Source organism: Pseudomonas sp. SC11 (assembly GCF_047039205.1).
In the GTDB taxonomy this organism is placed as follows: Bacteria; Pseudomonadota; Gammaproteobacteria; order Pseudomonadales; family Pseudomonadaceae; genus Aquipseudomonas; species Aquipseudomonas boreofloridensis.
Window position 1 is genome coordinate 4,618,646 of sequence record NZ_CP178183.1, and the last position, 20,499, is coordinate 4,639,144.

Annotated in this window: 20 protein-coding genes and 1 rRNA gene; 6 read left to right on the forward strand and 15 right to left on the reverse strand. The window is 60.0% G+C overall.

Features of this window, described 5'->3' with window-relative positions; translation table 11 throughout:
* Positions 1 to 356: 356 nt before the first annotated feature.
* The 4 genes from ACK2SD_RS20640 to ilvA are packed head-to-tail and all read left to right on the forward strand — an operon-like array spanning position 357 to position 4,841.
* Positions 357 to 1,505 (forward strand): fatty acid desaturase, encoded by a 1,149-nt coding sequence (locus tag ACK2SD_RS20640; RefSeq protein WP_412460716.1) that lies wholly within the window; start codon positions 357 to 359, stop codon positions 1,503 to 1,505.
* Between the two features lie 26 nt (positions 1,506 to 1,531).
* Positions 1,532 to 2,260 carry a 2OG-Fe dioxygenase family protein gene (locus tag ACK2SD_RS20645; protein WP_412460717.1) on the forward strand — a complete coding sequence of 243 codons (729 nt, stop codon included), beginning with the start codon at positions 1,532 to 1,534 and terminating at the stop codon, positions 2,258 to 2,260.
* Positions 2,261 to 2,292: 32 nt separating this feature from the next.
* Positions 2,293 to 3,222, forward strand: a complete 930-nt coding sequence (locus ACK2SD_RS20650; RefSeq protein ID WP_412462348.1) for a DMT family transporter — start codon at positions 2,293 to 2,295, stop codon at positions 3,220 to 3,222.
* Entirely contained in the window at positions 3,219 to 4,841 is a 1,623-nt protein-coding gene (ilvA, locus tag ACK2SD_RS20655; protein WP_412460718.1) for a threonine ammonia-lyase, biosynthetic, read from the forward strand. The genes ACK2SD_RS20650 and ilvA overlap by 4 nt, the downstream gene beginning before the upstream one ends.
* Here the strand turns inward: ilvA and thiO are convergent.
* Genes thiO through ACK2SD_RS20680 form a run of 5 tightly spaced genes read right to left on the reverse strand, consistent with a single transcriptional unit; the run spans position 4,834 to position 7,874 of the window.
* Positions 4,834 to 5,946 (reverse strand): glycine oxidase ThiO, encoded by a 1,113-nt coding sequence (thiO, locus tag ACK2SD_RS20660; RefSeq protein ID WP_412460719.1) that lies wholly within the window; start codon positions 5,944 to 5,946, stop codon positions 4,834 to 4,836. The genes ilvA and thiO overlap by 8 nt on opposite strands.
* A gap of 30 nt (positions 5,947 to 5,976) precedes the next feature.
* Positions 5,977 to 6,366, reverse strand: a complete 390-nt coding sequence (locus ACK2SD_RS20665) for a type IV pilin protein (RefSeq protein ID WP_412460720.1) — start codon at positions 6,364 to 6,366, stop codon at positions 5,977 to 5,979.
* On the reverse strand, positions 6,350 to 6,850 hold the full coding sequence (locus ACK2SD_RS20670; RefSeq protein WP_039575289.1) for a hypothetical protein: 501 nt from the start codon (positions 6,848 to 6,850) through the stop codon (positions 6,350 to 6,352). The genes ACK2SD_RS20665 and ACK2SD_RS20670 overlap by 17 nt, the downstream gene beginning before the upstream one ends.
* Entirely contained in the window at positions 6,847 to 7,512 is a 666-nt protein-coding gene (locus ACK2SD_RS20675; RefSeq protein WP_412460721.1) for a prepilin-type N-terminal cleavage/methylation domain-containing protein, read from the reverse strand. Before ACK2SD_RS20675 ends, ACK2SD_RS20670 begins: the two co-directional genes overlap by 4 nt.
* Complete coding sequence (locus tag ACK2SD_RS20680) at positions 7,509 to 7,874, reverse strand: prepilin-type N-terminal cleavage/methylation domain-containing protein (RefSeq protein WP_295488040.1); 366 nt, start codon at positions 7,872 to 7,874, stop codon at positions 7,509 to 7,511. Before ACK2SD_RS20680 ends, ACK2SD_RS20675 begins: the two co-directional genes overlap by 4 nt.
* A 130-nt stretch (positions 7,875 to 8,004) precedes the next feature.
* Here ACK2SD_RS20680 and ACK2SD_RS20685 point away from each other — a divergent pair, with 130 nt between their 5' ends.
* Entirely contained in the window at positions 8,005 to 8,469 is a 465-nt protein-coding gene (locus ACK2SD_RS20685) for a GspH/FimT family protein (RefSeq protein WP_412460722.1), read from the forward strand.
* On the opposite strand, the gene ispH is transcribed toward ACK2SD_RS20685, so the two are convergent.
* The 6 genes from ispH to murJ all read right to left on the reverse strand — a co-directional run bounded on the left by ispH (position 8,470) and on the right by murJ (position 15,811).
* Positions 8,470 to 9,417: a 4-hydroxy-3-methylbut-2-enyl diphosphate reductase gene (ispH, locus tag ACK2SD_RS20690; RefSeq protein WP_039575282.1), complete on the reverse strand. Its 948-nt coding sequence runs from the start codon at positions 9,415 to 9,417 to the stop codon at positions 8,470 to 8,472.
* A gap of 14 nt (positions 9,418 to 9,431) precedes the next feature.
* Positions 9,432 to 9,869, reverse strand: a complete 438-nt coding sequence (locus ACK2SD_RS20695) for an FKBP-type peptidyl-prolyl cis-trans isomerase (protein WP_029614581.1) — start codon at positions 9,867 to 9,869, stop codon at positions 9,432 to 9,434.
* On the reverse strand, positions 9,862 to 10,377 hold the full coding sequence (gene lspA, locus ACK2SD_RS20700; protein WP_039575279.1) for a signal peptidase II: 516 nt from the start codon (positions 10,375 to 10,377) through the stop codon (positions 9,862 to 9,864). The genes ACK2SD_RS20695 and lspA overlap by 8 nt, the downstream gene beginning before the upstream one ends.
* Positions 10,370 to 13,207, reverse strand: a complete 2,838-nt coding sequence (ileS, locus tag ACK2SD_RS20705; protein WP_412460723.1) for an isoleucine--tRNA ligase — start codon at positions 13,205 to 13,207, stop codon at positions 10,370 to 10,372. The genes lspA and ileS overlap by 8 nt, the downstream gene beginning before the upstream one ends.
* A complete protein-coding gene (gene ribF, locus ACK2SD_RS20710; protein WP_039575274.1) occupies positions 13,204 to 14,154 on the reverse strand; it encodes a bifunctional riboflavin kinase/FAD synthetase in 951 nt (316 codons plus the stop codon). Before ribF ends, ileS begins: the two co-directional genes overlap by 4 nt.
* A 118-nt stretch (positions 14,155 to 14,272) precedes the next feature.
* Complete coding sequence (gene murJ / locus ACK2SD_RS20715) at positions 14,273 to 15,811, reverse strand: murein biosynthesis integral membrane protein MurJ (protein WP_412460724.1); 1,539 nt, start codon at positions 15,809 to 15,811, stop codon at positions 14,273 to 14,275.
* A gap of 253 nt (positions 15,812 to 16,064) precedes the next feature.
* Between murJ and rpsT the strand changes: the two genes are divergently transcribed.
* Positions 16,065 to 16,343: a 30S ribosomal protein S20 gene (gene rpsT, locus ACK2SD_RS20720; RefSeq protein ID WP_029614579.1), complete on the forward strand. Its 279-nt coding sequence runs from the start codon at positions 16,065 to 16,067 to the stop codon at positions 16,341 to 16,343.
* Between the two features lie 123 nt (positions 16,344 to 16,466).
* Here rpsT and ACK2SD_RS20725 read toward each other — a convergent pair whose 3' ends face one another.
* From ACK2SD_RS20725 to rrf, 4 genes are all read right to left on the reverse strand, one after another.
* On the reverse strand, positions 16,467 to 18,767 hold the full coding sequence (locus tag ACK2SD_RS20725) for an MlaD family protein (RefSeq protein ID WP_412460725.1): 2,301 nt from the start codon (positions 18,765 to 18,767) through the stop codon (positions 16,467 to 16,469).
* Positions 18,760 to 19,383 (reverse strand): paraquat-inducible protein A, encoded by a 624-nt coding sequence (locus ACK2SD_RS20730; protein WP_342649709.1) that lies wholly within the window; start codon positions 19,381 to 19,383, stop codon positions 18,760 to 18,762. Before ACK2SD_RS20730 ends, ACK2SD_RS20725 begins: the two co-directional genes overlap by 8 nt.
* Complete coding sequence (locus tag ACK2SD_RS20735) at positions 19,370 to 20,029, reverse strand: paraquat-inducible protein A (protein ID WP_029614576.1); 660 nt, start codon at positions 20,027 to 20,029, stop codon at positions 19,370 to 19,372. Before ACK2SD_RS20735 ends, ACK2SD_RS20730 begins: the two co-directional genes overlap by 14 nt.
* A 217-nt stretch (positions 20,030 to 20,246) precedes the next feature.
* Positions 20,247 to 20,362, reverse strand: a 5S ribosomal RNA gene (rrf, locus tag ACK2SD_RS20740).
* Positions 20,363 to 20,499 lie beyond the last annotated feature (137 nt).

Sequence of the window (20,499 nt, forward strand, 5' to 3'; positions counted from 1 at the left end):
GATCCCATGCAGGTAGCCAAACGCCCAATGAAGTAATTGCAATCTCATACAACGGAGTTTCATCCATGCACGATGCATACGCTTTCATCTCTCCCCTCTTCCCCCTCGCCTCCCACACTTTGTACCTCAGCGCAGACAGGCGCTCGAACTCTTTCGGCCAGCGGCTGATCTCCTGATCTTCGACACCCTATTGTCTTATTCGAACCGACACGTCACCTCATGCAGGCGGTACGCGTTCGACTGAACTATCTGCAATAGGCCCCACGAGATATCCGAACTGCGACATCGTCGCCGTATATTACCGTGCCCGCCTGAAACGCTGACGGCGGACTTGTAAACTAGCGCCTGGAAATTTCATGAATACCAAAGACTTATTGGACGAGTCTGTACGCATCCGCGAAAGTTACGCCCAGCTCCCTTTTCAAGGGTTCTGGACATGGTTAACCGGCAAAGAGTTACGTGGGCGCAAGGCGCTCTGGCAATCATCGCCACTGGAGTGTCTGGCCTGGTCCTGTCTCTGGCTGATAGGGGGCATCGCGACTTCGCTGTTCATTCTGTTGAACGACTATAGCCGCCTGTGGCTCATCCCCTCCGTTATCTTTACTGCGGGGGGTGCTCGTTATATCGTGGCAACCATCATTCATCATGCGGTGCACCACACGCTCTTAAGCAGCCCCCTCAAGAATCGAGTGATATCGGAAGTGCTGTCGACGATCACGATCGTCCAACCCTACGATGTCTATCGACAGTTCCATGTCTTCGAACACCACGGTAGCGATTTTTCCACCACGGGCGACCAAGACTTGGCAGCCATCTATCGCATGGGCCTGACGCCCGGCAAGAGTTTATCCGAACTCAAGATGATTCTGTTTCTGCAGTGCCTAAACCCCGTGTTCCACGTCAAGTTCCTGTTCGGCAGGGTGAAAGCAAACTTTATCGGTGCGCCGATGTATCGAGTTTTGATGAGCCTGATCTGGTTCACCCTGCTCGGACTGTCGCTGTATGTCTTGGGGGGCGAAGTGTTCGGGCTCGCATTCATCTTGCCGATGGTTCTGGTTTATCAAGTCTGCTCGGTACTTCATTTGGTCACCGAACATGTATGGGTCGTTCGTAAAGCCGGCCAGACGGTGAAATCCTCGCATGTAAACAATAGCCTGGGTCGATTCTGCGGTGAACCAACGCCACGGGGCAGCAGTGTGGTCACGCTAACGCCCATGTGGTTGCTATGGCTGGCGCGACACCTGCTGTGGCACCTGCCCTGCAGGATCCTGTTCGTTCAGGGATCGCTGTCTGTACATGACTGGCATCACCGCCACGGCGGCAAACGTAATTGGCCGGACTCCATCCAGGCCCGCGAGATGGAAATCGTCAAGCAAGCCGAAGCCGGCGAGTACTCCTACACCGATATCTGGGGCTTCGACAATGCGCTGCACTATACGCTCGGCGGCATCAGCCAATCGGAAGAAGCCATCGACCTGAGCAACATCCGCTACCGCTTGAACTGACCCTCTGCACACGATAAGGAATTCACATGCCGACCACTCTCGAACGCGCTGCTGCGCAGGACAACCTGTTGAACATCGTAAATGGTTTTCGATTCATTTCAGGAAGCCATTATCTTCAGGACATCAGCCAAGAGCAGTTGCTGGCGTTCCGTCAGTTCTACAACGCTCAAGTCGCCGAAGACCCCTACGCGCCCGGTGTGCGCGACCGAGGGATGCTCAAGATTGTCTTTGACCCTTTCACTCTCGCGCTACGGCTCGCGGACACTCAGAACTACTTCCAATCCTATGGCGCCAACGACTCCGATGGTGGTCGTGTACGCGTGTTTCCAGGCATCTGCCCCTCTCTGATAAACAACAAGACTTTCATCAGCATCCTCGAACAAGACGCCGAACTCATGAGGGTCTATTGCGAACGGCTTGATCGCACCTCCCTGAATCTCAGTGTGCATTTCATTCGCTACAAAGCTGAAGAGGGGGGGGCCTCGTACAGTTCACCGGTATGGCTGCACCTGGACGATGAACCGCTGGTCTTCATCCATCTCGTGGAACTGACCCACAACGCCTTGGGCGCGGACAATGTCATCTCCGGAATGGATAACAAACCCACCAACGTCCTGCGCCTGATAGCGCCTTTCGACACACTGGTGGTAGACACCATGAAAAAGCATGCAGTGACCCCACTGGGCTCATCGGCAGGCACTGCCTACCGTGACGTGATGCTGATTAATCTGGAAGCCGACCTGCAACAAAAATAAGCCGCTGGCTGGAGTAGAAGACCTTGAGTGCAATGACAGACGAGAAGCAAGGGCGCATGGCCATGGTGTTGGCCATGATCATCTCGGGGACCATCGGCTTTTTTGTCGTATCTTCGCAACAGAGCCCATTCAACGTGGTGTTTTTCCGCTGCGCAATAGGTGGATCAGGCCTGATACTTTACTGCTTGTACAAAGGCTTCTATCGTTCGCTACGGATCACTCGGCGGCAGGGTTTATTCCTGCTGCTGGGTGCACTGACGCTCATCTTCAACTGGGTATTTCTGTTTTCTGCCTATACCCTGACCAGTATTGGCATAACGACCATCATCTATCATCTGCAGCCGTTCTTTCTGCTGTTCAGCAGCCTGCTGTTCATGAAGGAGCGGATCAAACGCTCTCACCTGCTCTGGCTCACATTGGCCTTCGTGGGGCTGATTGTCATCGTGCGTCCTGAACAAGCCACCCTTGACCAGCGCTTCTACTTAGGCTGCCTGAGCGCCCTGGCTGCGGCGATCCTCTATGCCGTTACCACGCTGCTGACCCGACAGATTTCAAGCGAGATGCGTCCGGAGGTCATCGCCAGCAGCCATATGGTAATCGGTACGTTGGTTTTCGCATTCCTCGCCGACTTCAGCCTGGTGCCAGTCACAGGTTCGCACTGGGGCGCCATCGTGACGCTGGGCTTGTTCCATACAACATTCATGTATTTGCTGCTCTATACAGCCTTCAAGAAAGCCAGCACTGCAAGTCTGGCCGTCTTCGGCTTTCTCTACCCGCTGGTGGCCCTGGTCGTCGACTACTTTGCATTCGGGCATGTGATAGGCCTGGGCCAGGCATTGGGCGCCGTGCTCATTCTGGCTTCCGGGCTGGCGTACAACCAGAATGTGGTTATTGGCGCTCTGGAACGACGCTCGCAAAACGACGCGCGGGTGTCGATCAAGGTGGGAAGCGAAAAATCATGAGCCGCGATCTTATCAAGCGGATCCTCAACGCCCGTCTTTACGATGTCGCCATCAAGACCCCCCTCCAACAAGCGCCGAAGTTGTCATCCCAGTTGCGTAATCGCATCCTGCTCAAGCGTGAAGACCTGCAACCGGTGTTTTCTTTCAAAATTCGCGGAGCTTACTGCAAACTTGCCCAGCTTGATGACCAGCAGCGCCAGCTGGGCGTGATAACGGCCTCGGCAGGCAATCACGCCCAAGGGCTGGCGCTGGCTGCACAGGCGATGGATTGTCCGGCGATCATCGTGATGCCAGTCACTACGCCAGATATCAAGATCGATGGCGTTCGGGCTCGCGGCGCCCAAGTCGTTCTGCATGGCGATACCTTCAGCGAAGCGCTGTCCCACGCGCTGAGTCAATGCGCTCTGCATGGGCTGACATTCATACATCCCTACGATGATCTCGACGTGATTGCCGGGCAGGGCACTATTGGATTAGAAATCCTGGAGCAATGCACAATGCCCGATGCGATCTTCGTTCCAGTCGGCGGCGGTGGCCTCATTGCGGGTATCGCCGCCTACATCAAGTATGTCAGCCCCCAGACACGCGTCATCGGCGTTGAGCCTGAAGACTCCAACTGCCTGCAACAAGCGCTGCAAGCCGGGCAGCCAGTTCCACTTGCACAAGTTGGTCATTTCGCCGATGGCGTTGCGGTGAGCCAGGTCGGAAAACACACATTCGAGTTATGCCGACGTCATGTGGATCAGGTCATCACGGTAAACGACGACGAGATTTGTGCAGCGATCAAATCCGTGTTCGAAGAAACGCGATCGATTCTAGAGCCTTCTGGGGCATTGGCGGTGGCAGGCATCAAACGCTATGTCCATCAAAGCGGCAGCGTGGGACAGTGCTTGGTGGCCATCAACTCTGGAGCAAATATCAACTTCGACCGCCTGCGCCATGTGGCAGAACGTGCAGAGCTGGGCCAGCAGAGAGAGGCGTTGTGCGCTGTCACGCTTGCCGAACTCAAAGGCAGTTTTTGGTCGTTGTGCGAACTACTCGAGGGCCATCAGCTCACCGAGCTCGGCTACCGCCGTCAGCCGGGTAACCAGGCACAGGTGTTCCTCGGTGTGCAGACTCACCCGTCACAGGCACCGCGCGACAAACTTATCGGTATGCTCGCCAGTTTCGGCTTTCCTGTGCAGGATCTTACCGACAATGAACTGGCCAAGACCCATGTCAGGCACATGATCGGCGGACGCAGCCAAGCATTGCCCGATGAGAGGATAGTGAGCTTCGACTTTCCAGAACGGCCTGGCGCGCTGTTCAGATTTCTCGAACAACTGGACACTCGTTGGGATATTTCCTTGTTCCATTATCGTAATCACGGCGCGGCCCAAGGCCGCGTGCTCATGGGTTTGATAGTGCCGCCTGGGGACGAAGCCAAAATGCGTGAGGTCCTCGACGCGGTGGGCCACCGGTATCAGGATGAAACGGATAATCCTGCTTATCAGCTGTTTCTTGGCATATCGGCAAAAGCGAACCCGGGCGAGACAGTGAATCAGGTGCAATCAGCGGAGTCAGCCACCCTACGTCGGCCTTACCGGCATCTATCCCTCGAGCAAGAGACGGTCAGCTAGATCGAGACGCGCATGCGCGCAGGCACGGCGCGTAGGCTGAGGCATCCAACGAAGGCTGTTGGGCGCTCATCAGGTCGACCAACAGCTTGCACGAGGCCGGAGCAAGCACCAGTCCATTACGATAGTGGCCACAGTTCAGCCATAGCCCTGCATGCCCCGGCACCGGTCCTATGTAGGGAACGCCTTCTGGCGACCCAGGCCGCAGTCCCGCCCAATGCGCCACCACTGGCGCCTGCGCCAACTGCGGCAACAGCTCGATCGCCGATGCCCGCAGACTGTTCAGCGCCACCTCGGTCGGGGTCTTGTCGTAGCCTTCGTGCTCCAGGGTGCTGCCCACCAGAATGTGCCCATCCCGACGCGGGATCGCATACCGCCCTTTGGCCAGCACCATGCTCGGCAGAAAATCGGCGGCGCACTTGAACAGGATCATCTGCCCTTTAACCGGCTCGACTGGCAGCTCCAGACCCAGCGTGCGCAACAAGTCGCCGCTCCAGGCGCCAGCGCTGAGTACGACCTCGTCGGCACTGAGCACACCCTCCTGCGTGACCACACCGCTGATGCGCTCGTGCGTGCGCACAAAGCCGCTGATCTGGCAGTGCTCGCGCAAGCTCACATTCGGCAGCGCCAGCAATGCTGCTTTCAGCGACTTCACCAAGCGGGGATTACGCACATTGGCCACCCCAGGCATATACAGGGCTCGCTCGTAGCCAGGACCCAGCGCCGATACCGCCGCATAAGCGGCCGAAATGGGCACCTCACTCAGCGGCCGCTGCTCACGCGCTGCCCAGGCCAAGGCCTGACCCTGGTCCTCCAGGTCGAGCCAGTACAATCCAGTGGTGTGAACCTGCGGGTCGATACCCGTACTGGCGAACAGATGGTCTCCCAACTGCGGATAGAAATCCTGCGACCAGTGCGCCAGCGCAGTCACTGCCGGGCTGTAGCGCCAAGGGTACAACGGCGAGACGATGCCCCCTCCTGCCCAGGACGACTCACGCCCCACGGCCCCCTGATCGCACACCACCACCTGCTCGACGTTCGCCGCCAAGTTGTAGGCCGTCAGCAGGCCGATCACACCACCACCGACAATTACTACGCGCTTGCTCATCTGTCGTTCCACTGCCTGAAGAAAAATGCCTCACCAGCACGCTGTCGCGTCCTGAGCACCGGGGTTGTCGCGCACGCCTGCCTGATCGAGAAGATAATCACCGCAACGATCATCGGCCATCAGTCCACCGGGTAGACGTACGGCCAGCAAACGATAGCGGTCCGCCTCTCGCCAGGCGTGCAGGCGATAGAACCGGCTGCCTTCTGGCAGCGTCGTGTGCAACGGGTCGTTGCCGGCATACTGGCCGGTGCGCGCATGATGATACTCCAGGCGCTGGGCGGCATCGTGCAACAGACCGACCACCTCACTACGAGCTGCACGCCGGAGAGGATCGCTGTAGCTGGGATAGGCGACGCCCGCCAGGATGCCGAGCGCTGCCAGCACAAGCAACAGCTCCATTAGACTAAGGCCGCGCTGCATCGCTGCTCTCCCTGAAACGCTGGCGCCAGACGATACGCTGTGGCGGGTGGGCCTCGACGCTGTCCTGCGCATAGATCGCCTCGATCACTTGACGCGCACGCGCCTCGCGACTCACAGCGGTGACACGGTACAGCGTCACAGGCGTACCCTGCGGCACGTGTACCGCTCGGGTCGTGACGCCAAGACGCTGCACGAGAAAGAAGCCGTGCTCGCTGGCTTGCCAATCCCCCTGATCAGCGATCAGATTGTGAGGATCGGCAGGCGGCACACAGGCGCTGCACGCTTGCAGCGGTGTGTGTGCAAGCGCTTGGGCACCGGCCAGCAGACTCGCCTCCGCCTGCTCCAGCGCGCGGGCGGACGCCAGCACATTGCCGGCCAACGTGGACTGCAGCAAGGCTTCTCGCAGTGCTGAGGTTGCGAACAGTCCAAGCAACAGGCTCGACATCAGCGCCAGCAGCAGCACCATGCCTCGCTGACGACTCATGACGGGGGCAACCGATTGCGCAGGGCCACACTCAGGGCATAGGTGCGCTCCACCTGCCCCTCCAAGTCGCCCAGGATCAGCTGTAAATCGAGCCGTGTGCCCTGCTCGGCCTCAACGCGCATCACCCGGAAATCACGCACGTTGTCGATCAGCGACGCATTGAATCCGCCGCTGGCAAGCATCAGGCTGCCGCCCTGGAGCCTATAGGTATGGCGGCGCAAGCCGATCGACAGCGGTGCACCAGGGAGCGAGTGACGCTTTCCATGCACCTGCGCCCATTCCAGGCAATCGGTGTGCAAGGTCCAGTCCGGTGAGCCCGCCGCACCGGACAACTCGGCCGTGACGAGACTGAGCCTGGCCAGGCGGCCATCGCTGAGGTGCTCGATCTGCAAGGGCTGGGCGAACGCCTGCCGCGCGCCGGCATCGTGAAACTCGACGGCCTCCGGGGACAGACAGCCAAAGCTTGCAGTCATGCGAATGTCCAGAGCCAGCCGTTGCAGCACCAGCATGGCATCCTCCTGCAGGCGCGCCAGAGCGCCTTGCACCCGCCACAGCTGCTGGCCCGAGAACAGCACCTGGCCCGCTGCGGCCAGTACCATCAAACCCAACGCCAGTGCCAGCAGAGCCTCCATGAGCCCGAAGCCGCGCTGCCGGGCGCTCATGGCAAGACCCAACCCTGCAACTGGATGGTCTGAGGCTGGGCACCGCGCGCATCCTGCCAGCAGGTTTCCAGACGCAGCCACTGACCCGCTACCACCGCCTGCCCCCGACCGGAACTTCCCAACAGCGCCTCCAGGCGCGCTCGCCAGTCATGCAACGCGGCGGGCTGAAACCGCCCGGCACTACGCGTCTGCTCGATGAGGCTCTGCCCCAAGTGCACCACCTGGGCATCACGCCGTGCGCCCTCGGCCGCGTGCAGCGCGCGCATCTGCAGCGACGCCGAGGTGAACAGCCCCACCCCCAGTACCAGTACCGCCACCACCACCTCCAGCAAGGTCATGCCCTGCTCCCTGAGCTTCATCATTCGCCTCCTGCGAAATTTCCCGCCTGACGTGATCGGTTCGGCCGACTGGACCTCCTGGCCCCAGACCTCGAAGCTACAGAGAAGCACTTCCAGGGAGGAATGCACGATGCGGCAACAGGGAGTAACACTGATGCAACTGCTGGGCGTCCTGGCCCTGCTCGGTGTTCTGACACAGCTCGGCGCGCCGGCCTACGCCGACTGGCGCGAACGCGTCTATCAGGCTGCCGTCGCACGGGAGTTGGCACAGAGCCTGCGCAGCGCCCGCAGCCAGGCACTGCTGCACAGCCAGGCCATGGTTGTGCGACCTATCGAGCAAGAGTGGGGACGGGGGTGGCGCGCAGTGCTGGAAGCCAGCGGGCAGGTGGTGCGTGAACACCGATTGCGGCGTCAGTCGAACATCGCCGCCAACCTGGCCGAAGTGAGGTTCGATGCCCTGGGGATACCGAGGCGCGACAACGGCGCTTTCGTCGGGGGAACGTTGCAGATCTGCACAGAGGCTCGAGGCCTCAGCCAGCACCGTGTGGTACTGGCGCCCAGCGGGCGTGTCAGTGTGCGCAGCGAGGCAATGCAGACCCCCCGCTGCCCAGAGCCCTGATCAGATCAGAGTACGCACGCGCAGTTCTTTGGGCATGGAGAAGGTGATGTTCTCCTCGCGCCCATCGAGTTCCTCGGCGCCACTCGCGCCCCAGGCCCTGAGCTGATCGATCACGCCACGCACCAGCACTTCGGGCGCCGATGCACCAGCGGTGATGCCGATTCGCTGAACACCGTCGAACCAGCTGCGCTGCAGGTCCTCGGCGCCGTCGATCAGATAAGCTGGCGTGCTCATGCGCTCGGCCAGCTCACGCAGGCGATTGGAGTTGGAACTGTTCGGGCTGCCGACCACCAGCACCACATCGCACTCGTCGGCCAGTTGCTTGACGGCATCCTGGCGATTCTGGGTGGCATAGCAGATATCGTCCTTGCGCGGCCCGCCGATGTTCGGAAAGCGTGCTCGCAAGGCGTCGATGACGCGACTGGTGTCATCCATCGACAAGGTGGTCTGGGTAACGAACGCCAGATGCTCCGGGTCGCGCACCTGCAAGGTGGCGACATCCTTCTCGTCCTCGACCAGGTAGATCGCACCGCCATTGCTGGCATCGTACTGACCCATGGTGCCTTCGACTTCCGGGTGCCCGGCATGGCCGATGAGAATGCACTCACGGCCATCACGGCTGTACTTGGCCACCTCGATGTGCACCTTGGTCACCAACGGACAAGTGGCATCGAATACCTTCAGTCCGCGCCCCGCCGCCTCTTGACGCACAGCCTGGGACACGCCATGGGCGCTGAAGATGACGATGACATCGTCTGGCACCTGGTCCAGTTCTTCGACGAACACCGCACCACGGTTACGCAGGTCTTCCACCACGAACTTGTTGTGCACCACTTCATGACGCACATAGATCGGCGGACCGAAGACTTCCAGCGCACGGTTGACGATCTCGATCGCCCGGTCAACGCCCGCGCAAAAGCCGCGCGGGTTGGCGAGTTTGATTTGCATGCTCGGCTCCAGACTCACAGGGCCTTCACGTCGAGGATCTTGACCTCGAAGCTCAAGGTCTTGCCAGCCAGCGGATGGTTGAAATCGATGGTCACCTGGTTATCGTCGAAGGCTTTGACCACGCCCGGAAGCTCGGTGTTGGCAGCATCGTTGAAAATCACCAGCAGACCGTCGGACAGTTCCATACCTTCGAATTGCGTACGCGGCATCACCTGGACGTTCTGTGGATTCGGCTGACCGAAGGCGTTTTCCGGGGCAATGCTCAAGGTGCGCTCGTCCCCGGCCTTGAAGCCGAACAGCGCATTCTCGAAGCCCGGCAACAGGTTGCCATCACCTACCTTGAACGTGGCCGGCGCCTTGTCGAACGTACTGTCGACAGTGTCGCCGTTTTCCAGATGCAACGCGAAGTGCAGGGTGACTTCGGTGTTCTGGCCGATACGGGTGTCAGTCATGTACGGCCTCCTCGGACTTCTTGCTCTTGAACATGTCCAGCGCCAACATCACCGCACCCACCGTAATTGCGCTGTCGGCCAGGTTGAAGGCGGGGAAATAGTGCGTATTGCGCCAGTGGACCAGGATGAAGTCGACCACATGGCCAAGCACTACCCGGTCCCACAGGTTGCCGATGGCGCCGCCCAGTACCAAGGCCAGCGCGACAGCCAGCCAGGTCTCGTTGCGCCCCAGGCGCTTGAGCCAGACCACCAGCACGGCGCTGACCACGACCGCAATCAGCGCGAACAGCCAGCGCTGCCAGCCAGAGCTATCGGCCAGGAAACTGAAGGCCGCGCCTGTGTTGTAGGCCAGCGTCCAGCTGAAGTAGTCGGGAATCACCACGATCTGCTGGTACATGGTCAGGGCGTTGTCGAAGTACAGCTTGGTGGCCTGGTCGAGGACCAGGACCAGCAAGCTCAGCCACAGCCAGGCCAGCCGGCCGAAGCGCCCTGCGGCAGGATTAGGCATAGTGGCGCACCTCGCCCTTGCCGCTGATGTTGTCGACGCAACGCCCGCAGATCTCCGGGTGCTCCGGATGGCTGCCGACGTCGGCGCGGAAGTGCCAGCAACGACCGCACTTGGCGTGACCGGACTTGACCACCTTGAGCTTCAGGCCCTCCACCTCGGTTGCCACCGCCTCGGCCGGGGCCTGGGCGAATGGGGCCAAACTGGCGGCCGACGTGATGAGCACGAAGCGCAGTTCATCGCCCAGCTTGGCCAGGTCGGCGCTCAGGCCCTCTTCAGCGAACAGGCTCACTTCGGCCTGCAGGTTGCCGCCGATGACCTTGGCCGTGCGCTGATTCTCCAGCTCTTTGTTGACCGCCGCCTTGACCGCCATGATGCGGTCCCAGTACGCGCGGTCCAACTCACTGTCCTGCGGCAGCTCGGTCAGGCCCTGATACCACTCGTTGAGCATCACCGATTCATTGCGCTCACCGGGCAGGTACTGCCAGATCTCGTCGGCGGTGAAGGACAGGATCGGCGCAATCCAGCGCACCAGGGCCTCGCTGATGTGGTACAGCGCGGTCTGGCAGGAGCGGCGGGCGACGCTGTTGGCCCCAGTGGTGTACTGACGGTCCTTGATGATGTCGAGGTAGAAGCCGCCCAACTCCTGCACGCAGAAGTTGTGCACCTTGGAATAGACGTTCCAGAAGCGATACTCGCCGTAGTGCTCCTGCAGCTCGCGTTGCAGCAGCAACGTGCGGTCGACCGCCCAGCGGTCGAGCGCCAGCATGTCTTCGGCCGGCAGCAGATCGCGGGCCGGGTCGAAACCGGACAGGTTGGAAAGCAGGAAGCGTGCAGTGTTGCGGATGCGCCGGTAGGCATCGGCGCTGCGCTGCAGGATCTGCTCGGAAACGGCCATCTCGCCAGAGTAGTCGGTCGCGGCCACCCAAAGACGCAGGATATCGGCGCCCAGGGAGTTGTTGACCTTTTCAGGCTCAATGGTGTTGCCCAGCGACTTGGACATCTTGCGGCCGTTCTCGTCGACGGTGAAGCCGTGGGTCAGCAGCTCGCGGTAGGGGGCATGACCATCGATGGCGCAGCCGGTGAGCAACGAGGAATGGAACCAGCCGCGGTGCTGGTCGGAGCCTTCCAGATACAGGTCGGCGCGAGGCCCCGTGGCATGACCGATGTCATGCGAGCCGCGCAGCACGTGCCAATGAGTGGTGCCAGAGTCGAACCAGACGTCCAGGGTGTCGGCGATCTTCTCGTACTGCGCGGCCTCATCACCCAGCAGTTCGGCAGCGTCGAGCTTGAACCAGGCTTCGATACCCTGCTGCTCGACGCGCTTGGCTACCGCCTCCATCAATTCGACGGTGCGCGGGTGCAGTTCACCAGTCTGTTTGTCGAGGAAGAACGGGATTGGCACGCCCCAGTTACGTTGACGCGAGATGCACCAGTCCGGACGGGTGGCGATCATCGCATGCAGGCGCGCCTGGCCCCACGCTGGGACGAACTGGGTGTCCTCGATGGCCTTGAGCGCGCGCTCACGCAGGTTCTCACCGCTGGCAGGCTGCTTGTCCATGCCGACGAACCATTGCGCCGTGGCGCGATAGATCAGCGGGGATTTGTGGCGCCAGCAATGCATGTAGCTGTGGGTGATGATTTCGGTGTGCAGCAGCGCGTCGACTTCCTGCAGCTTCTCGACGATGGCCGACCCCACCTTGAAGATGAACTGGCCACCGAAGAATTCCAGTGAAGGCGCGTACACGCCGTTGCTTTGCACAGGCGTGAGAATTTCATCGTTTTGCATGCCGTAGCGCTTGCAGGTGATGAAGTCGTCCTCACCATAGGACGGCGCAGTATGGACGATACCAGTGCCTGCGCTGAGCTCGACGTAGTCGGCCAGATAGATCGGCGAGTTACGGTCGTAGAAGGGATGACGGAAGTTGATCAGTTCCAGGGCCGCACCTGGCGTACGCGCGATGATCTGACCCTCACGGCCGTAACGATCGAGACAGGCAGCCACCAGCTCCTCAGCCAGCACGAGCAGGCGGTCGCCCACATCCACCAAGGCGTAGCTGAAATCGGCATGGACACTCAACGCCTGGTTGGCAGGAATCGTCCAGGCAGTAGTGGTCCAGATCACGATGGAAGCAGGCTTGGGCAGCGTGTCCATGCCGAACGCTGCAGCCAGCTTGCCGGTGTCGGAAGGGCTGATGGGGAAAGCGACGTCCAGCGTCTGGGATTTTTTGTCCGCATACTCGACCTCGGCTTCAGCCAATGCCGAGCCGCAATCGAAGCACCAGTTCACTGGCTTGAGGCCCTTGAACACGAACCCTTGCTTGACCATCTCGGCCAGCGCGCGGATTTCACCGGCCTCGTTGGCGAAGTCCATGGTCTTGTAGGGATTGTCCCAGTCGCCCAGCACACCCAGGCGAATGAATTCGGCCTTCTGCCCTTCGATCTGCTCGGCGGCGTAAGCGCGGCACAATTCGCGGGTCTGGTCGGGGCTCAGGTGCTTGCCGTGGGTGACCTCGATCTTGTGCTCGATCGGCAGGCCGTGGCAGTCCCAGCCCGGAACATACGGCGCGTCGAAGCCGGACAGGGTCTTCGAACGCACGATCATGTCCTTCAGTATCTTGTTCAGTGCATGACCGATGTGGATCTTGCCGTTGGCATAGGGCGGGCCGTCGTGCAGGACGAACTTCGGACGGTCCTTGCCAATCTCGCGCAACTTCCGGTACAGGCCAATGCTGTCCCAGCGCTGCAGGATCTGCGGTTCGCGCTGAGGCAGGCCGGCCTTCATGGGGAAGGCGGTGTCCGGGAGGTTAAGCGTGGCTTTGTAGTCGGTCATTTCAGGCTCTTGGTTAGCGGTTGAGCGTGCCAGTGGGCACGTGCGGCGGCGATGTCCGCGTCGATCGCCGACTTCAGCGCCTCCAGGGAGGCGAATCGCTGCTCCTCGCGCAGCTTGTGGTGGAATTCTACCGTCAGGCGCCGGCCATACAGGTCGCCGGCGTAATCCAGCAGATGAATCTCCAGGTGGGGACGGCCATCACCGGCGACGGTGGGTCGAACCCCGATATTGGCGATGCCTGGCCAAACCTTGCCGTCGATCTCGGCGCTGGTCAGGTACACGCCGGACAACGGTATGCGGCGACGCTTGAGCTGGACGTTGGCGGTCGGCGTGCCCAGCTGGCGAGCCAGTTTCTGGCCGTGCAGGACGCGTCCGCTGATGGTGTAGGGACGGCCCAGCAGGTGCGCAGCCAAGGCGAAGTCAGCATTGGCCAAGGCCGTGCGTACTTGCGTGCTGCTGACCCGCAGACCGTCCTGAACAACGGTTTGCGCGGCCTCGACGGTAAATCCATGGCGCTTGCCAGCCTCGACCAGAAAGGCGAAGTCGCCGGCGCGATCGCAGCCGAAGCGGAAATCGTCGCCCACTTCGAGATGACGCACACCGAGGCCGTCGACCAGGATCGTCTCGACGAACTGCTCGGCACTCAGCTCGCTCAAGCGCTGGTTGAAGGCCATGCACAGCACTCGGTCGATGCCCTCGGCGGCCAGCAACTCGACCTTGTCGCGCAGACGCGCCAGGCGGGCCGGCGCGGTATCCGGCGCGAAGTACTCGCGCGGCTGGGGCTCGAAGATCACCACGCACGTCGGCAGCCCGAGCGCTTGTCCGCGCTCGCGCAGGCGCGCCAGGATGGCCTGGTGGCCCCGGTGCACTCCGTCGAAGTTGCCAATGGTGGCGACACAGCCCCGGTACTCGGGGCGCAGGTTGTGAAGACCTCGAACCAGCTGCATAACGCGCTTCTTGCTCATAAAGTGGTCGATTATAACCACACCAGGGCGCTGGTGACAGGCAGCAACGCCTTGGTGGGCCATGGAGTTGGAAAAATCGACGCCAGGGCGACGGAGGGCCTCAGTGCAGCGCCTTGCGGGCAAAATGCCGTGGCCGGAAGCCGCACAGCAGCAGGCAGCCGAAGTAAGTCACCACGCCAGCGACGATCAACGCCCCCAGGCGCAGGAAGCGCGCGAGCATGTTGCCCTGCTCCCAGGCCGGCATAACGTGCATGCCCAGCAACAGTACCGCCGACATCAGCGTCACCGCCAGCACCAGTTTGGCGAGGAACAGCATCCAGCCAGGCTGTGGCTGGAACAACTGATGGCTGCGCAGCTTCCAGAACAGCAGTCCGGCATTCAGGCACGCGCCCAGACTGATGGCCAGGGCCAGGCCCGCATGCTGCAGCGGGCCGACCAGCGCCAGGTTGAACAACTGGGTGCAGACCAGCGTGAAGATCGCGATCCTGACCGGGGTGCGAATGTTCTGCTGGGCATAGAAACCTGGAGCCAGCACCTTGACCAGAATGATCGCCAGCAGTCCCACGGAGTAGGCGATCAGTGCTCTCTGGGTCATCGCGGCATCGGTCGCGGTGAACTTGCCATACTGGAACAGCGCTACCGTCAGGGGTTCGGCGAGGATCGCCAGGGCCAGGGTGCAGGGCAATACCAGCAGGAAGCACAGGCGCAGGCCCCAATCGAGAATTCGCGAGTACTCTTCACGATCCCGATTGGCGTAGGTCTTGGCCAGCGTAGGCAGCAGAATGGTTCCCAGCGCCACGCCCAGCACCCCCGAGGGTAACTCCATGAGACGGTCGGCGTAGTACATCCAGGACACCGACCCGGCGACCAGGAACGAGGCGAAGATGGTGTTGATGATCAAAGAAATCTGGCTCACCGACACCCCAAGGATTGCCGGCAGCATTTGCTTGAGCACGCGCCATACACCTGTATCGCGCAAATTCAGGCGCGGCAGTACGAGCATGCCGATTTTCTTCAACGCGGGCAGTTGGTAGAGCAACTGCGCAAGGCCGCCGGCCAGCACACCCCAGGCCAACGCCATGATCGGCGGGTCGAAATAAGGCGTGAGAAACACGGCGAAGCCGATCATCGCCACGTTCAACAGCGTGGGCGTGAACGCCGGTACCGTGAAGCGGTTCCAGGTGTTGAGAATCGCCCCTACCAGGGACGACAGCGAGATCAGCAATATATAAGGAAAGGTCACTCGCAGCAGCGCAGTGGTGAGCGCGTACTTCTCGGTACTGTCGACGAAACCTGGCGCGGTGACCCACACCACCCAGGGCGCAGCCAGTATCCCCAGTGCCGTGACCAACGCCAGCACCAATGTCAGCAGGCCGCTGACGTAAGCGATGAAAGTTCGCGTCGCCTCCTCGCCTTGTTGGGATTTGTACTCGGCCAGAATAGGCACGAATGCTTGGGAAAACGCGCCTTCGGCAAAAATACGTCGCAACAGATTGGGCAGTTTGAAGGCGATGAAGAAGGCGTCGGTGGCCACGCCAGCGCCGAAAATGCGCGCCAGTATGGTGTCGCGCACAAAGCCGAGCACCCGGGAAATCATGGTGATCGAACTGACTGCAGCCAGGGATTTGAGCAGGTTCATCGAAAAGTTTTACGCCTGAGACTTGAGAGCGCTGCCAGATGGCGCTGGAGTATGCGATAATCCCGCTTCTCTGCAGGGGTGCAATAAACTTCCGAGTTTACAGGTCGTTGCGCAGAAAGGAATCTCTCCTTCCGCGCTCGCATGCCACTCGGCAGATCCTTGCAACTGGCCTTGACATCCGTCCGAGTCATCGGCATGATTCGCGGCCTTATTTGTTTGCTATTTACCCAAAAGTCTTTCGAGGAGCTCGACGGTGGCCAACACACCTTCCGCCAAGAAACGTGCAAAACAGGCTGAGAAGCGTCGCAGCCACAACGCCAGCCTGCGTTCCATGGTCCGTACCTACATCAAGAACGTAGTCAAGGCCATCGACGCTAAAGACGCCGAAAAAGCGCAAGCTGCCTACACTCTGGCTGTGCCTGTCATCGACCGTATGGCCGACAAAGGCATCATCCACAAGAACAAGGCTGCTCGCCACAAAGGCCGTCTGAATGGCCACATCAAGGCGCTGAAAGAAGCTGCAGCTGCCTAAGCGACGCGCTTGAACAAAAAAACCGACCTTAGGGTCGGTTTTTTGTTGTCTGAAATTTGAGCATGCCTTGTAGTCAACGTGCGTTCACAAGAACGGGCTGCGCTTGGCAGCCCGGCAGTTGTTCTATTTGCCCAGCGGAATCTTGGGCGCCCACACTAACCAGGCGTCGTCTGGCTTGTCGAACAGCGGGAAAGTCTGCTGCGCACGTGCAGGATTGCCCATCTGCTCCCCGTCTGGCGTCGCGAAGGCGATACCACCGTCAATGAGAGTTTCCAACGATTCGGTACGCACTGTGGCGCCCTTGAACAGGCCCCAGTCGAAACCAAAGCCGCTGCTGTTCCAGAAACGACTACCGCCGCGCACCAAGGCCGCATAACGAGGCTCGATGAGTATGTGGATCAACACACGATCGGCACTCTGGCCCAGCTCATAGCCGGTGACCTTGCCTACTTGCACCTCTCGATAAGTGACCGGTACGCCAGGCTTGATGGAGCCGCGCCTCGGTGCGCTAAGTGTCAGCGGCAGGCCAAGTTCAGGACCTTTCACTTCAGGGGCCTCGCTCAAGGCGATGAAATCGCGCTGCGGCCCTCGATTGTTCGAGGCAGGCTGCACCTCCAGGTACTGCCCACTGACCAAGGTATCCAGGTTCTCGGTGCGAACCAGCCCGAGCGCCGGCTTCACCACCCAGAATTGAGTCCCTACACGAGCGATACGGTCTGCCGACTCGGTAATCCGCGCACGCAGCAGCACAGCCTGCAGGTCGGCAGTGAGGTCGACGCTTTCGAGGCTGCCGACTTCAAGACCACGGAAGCGGATCGGCGTACCGGGCTTCAGACCATCGGCGCGATCCACGCGAATGGTAATCAGGCTGCCAGCTCGATTGGCGGCCTCCTCGTTCTCCAGCAGACGGAAGCGCGGGATATGCCGTTTCAAAGGCACGTTTGGCTCCGGCGTATCGAATGCGATCCCGCCAGCCATCAGCGTTTGCAGCGACTCACTCTTGATCTTGATACCCGATAGACCGCCGGTGAGCGTGATGCCGCTGGCATTCCAGAAACGTGTAGAACCATTGACCAGATTGGCGTACTCCTTCTCGATATGAACGCCAATCAGAATACGCTTGCTGTTGCGAGCGAACTGATAGCTCTGCACGCTGCCGACCCGGACCTGACGGTAGGTCACCGGACTGCCCACTTCCAGCGAACCTAGCGTATCGGCGAACAGCACCAAGTGCAGGCCGGGTGCCTTGAGATCGAGTGGCGGCGCCTTGGGGCGGGCTTCAAACTCGCGCTGCGGACGCGCCCCTTTCTCGCCCGGCCGAATGGCGATGTAGTTACCTTTGACCAGCGCCTCGATACCGGTGATACCGGCCAGGGAAATGGACGGTTTGACCACCCAGAACTGCGTACCCTCGACCAGGTAGTCCTCGGCCAGCGGATCGAGCGTCAGTTCTGCCATTGCACCGGTGAGGTCGTCGTCGATCTTCAGGGTCTTCATCGAGCCGACCTGAATCCCCTTGTACATCACAGGCGTACGGCCAGCCTGCAAACCGTCATAGTCGGTCAGGTGCACCTTGACCCGGATACCGGCTTGGGCAGCATCGAAATCTTCGTACAGCCGGAACGGGAGATTCGGGTCGGTGGGCGGGCTGTCCTTGCGATGCTCAGGCGTGGCGAAGGCGATACCGCCGGCGATGATGCTCGACAGCGACTCACTGCGCACCTTCACGCCGGACAGGTTGGCGTCGATGCTGATACCGCTGGCATTCCAGAAGCGCGTGTGTTTGCGCACCAGGTTCGCGTATTCAGGCTCGATGAACAGCTTGATCTCGACCGTATCGTGATCATCGGACAGTTTGTAGCTCTTCACCTTGCCGACTTGAATCTGTTTATAGAACACCGGACTGTCACGGTTCAGCGACCCCAGACGGTCAGCCTTGAGGGTCAGGTGCAAGCCTGGCTCCTTATCGGACAGCGGCGGCGCCTCGGCCAAGGCCTTGAACCGCTTGGTAGGCTCACCCTGTCCCGGATCGACTGCAATGTAGTTGCCGGAGACCAGCGTTTCGAGTCCCGATATGCCAGCAAGGCTCACGCTCGGTTTGACCAGCCAAAAGCGCGTGCCTGTGGTCAGGTGTACTTCGGCTGCCTTATTCATCTCGATGGTCGCGATCACGCCTTTATTGCTGCCTTCGGCATCCAGCACCAATGACTTGACCTTACCGACCGACATCCCTTTGAAGATGACCTCAGTCTTGTTGGCGACGATCCCCTCACCCGTTTCGAAGCGCACCTGGATCTCCACACCTGCCTCACGATAAGCCTGCCAGGCAAGCCAACCGCCGATAAGTAGCGCAATCAAGGGAAGGATCCAGATGGCCGACCAATTGGAAGCTGGGCGGGTTTTTGCCGTTGGCAGATCACTCATGGTCGTCATCCGACTCCGTGTTGTCCCAGATCAGTCGGGGATCGAAAGTTAAGGCAGCAAGCATCGTCAAAATCACCACGGCAGCGAAAGCAACGGCGCCGAGATTGGGTTCGACACTGGCAATACGGCCGAATTTCACCACGGCCACCAAGATGGCGATGACGAAGATATCCAGCATCGACCAGCGACCGATGAACTCAATGAACCGGTACATCAAAATCCGCTGCCGTGCGGAAAGAGGCTGGTGGCGCTGAACCGAGTACAGCAACAGCCCTATACCGATCAGCTTGAAGGTAGGCACCAGAATACTGGCGGTGAAGACCACGGCGGCAATCGGCAACATGCCATGCTTCATCAATGTAATGACCCCGGACATGATGGTGTCCGGACTGCCCTGCCCCAGTGTGCTGACGGTCATGATCGGCAGCAGATTGGCCGGAATGTAGAGAATCATCGCCGTGATGAGCAAAGCCCAGGTATAGACGATGCTGTTAGGGCGCCGGGCATGCACCACAGCGCCACAACGGCTACAGGTCTGCGAGTCGTGGCCATGACGCTGACGGTTTAACGCATGACATTCGTTGCACACCAGAATACCGGCATCAATCGCCCGCATGGGTGTCCTCCCCCGACAGCGCGACCCAGATCTGATGCGGGGACATCACCACCTCGAGCCAGACTTGGACCAGCAACAGGCTGATAAAGCAAAACAGCCCCAGTCCCAGCGTCAATTGCGCAAGATCGACCAGTTTGACGATCGCCACCAGTACGCCCATGAAATAGACCTCAAGCATTCCCCACTCACGCAGGTGGTGATAAATGCGATAGACCAGCAAGCCATGACTGCGACCGACATTCAGGCGAATACTCAACAGTACCAGCAACTGACATAGCAGCTTGAGCAGCGGAATAGCCATGCTGCAGAGGAACACCACCACGGCGACTCCTCGCATATCGGAATGATACAGGCCTAGCACGCCGCTCCAGACAGTGTCGTCGGAGGTCTGGCCGAACAAGTGAAGCTGCATGATAGGTAGGAAGTTGGCCGGAACGTAGAGCAACAGGGCGGTCAGGACCAATGCCAGACTTCGATTGACCACATTGTGTCGATGCGCGTAGAGCTCATAGCCGCAACGCGGGCATAGGGCTTTCTCATCGTTTTTCAAAACGGGCCTGCGTAGCAGCAGGTCGCACTCATGACAAGCCACGAGGTCATCCAGCGGCAGATCGGCCAGCGCTTCAGGGTCGGCGACGTTAGGCATAGGGGGGTCTGGTAGGAAAGTCGGCTCTATTCTAGTGTTCCGACCGAAAATGTGGGAGATGGTGCGTTACAGGCACAGTTACCATTGATTGCAGAGGACAGGCACGTCTGAGCTCGTCGTGAGAACCGTCCTTGATCCTATCCTGTCGGAAATTATCACCAACCAGAAAAGACAAAACCCCTACCTGCTCACGCAGATAGGGGTTTTGCGAAATGAATCTTGACGATGACCTACTCTCACATGGGGAAACCCCACACTACCATCGGCGATGCATCGTTTCACTGCTGAGTTCGGGATGGGATCAGGTGGTTCCAATGCTCTATGGTCGTCAAGAAATTCGGTTGCCAGTGCGCCCTTACGGACACCCCAGCCTATTCGGATATGTGATTCTGTGGTTCGTCGCGAACTTTCGGTTCTTTCGTCTTCACCACCACAATTCAGCGCTCACGCTCAAATTGCTTGGGTGTTAT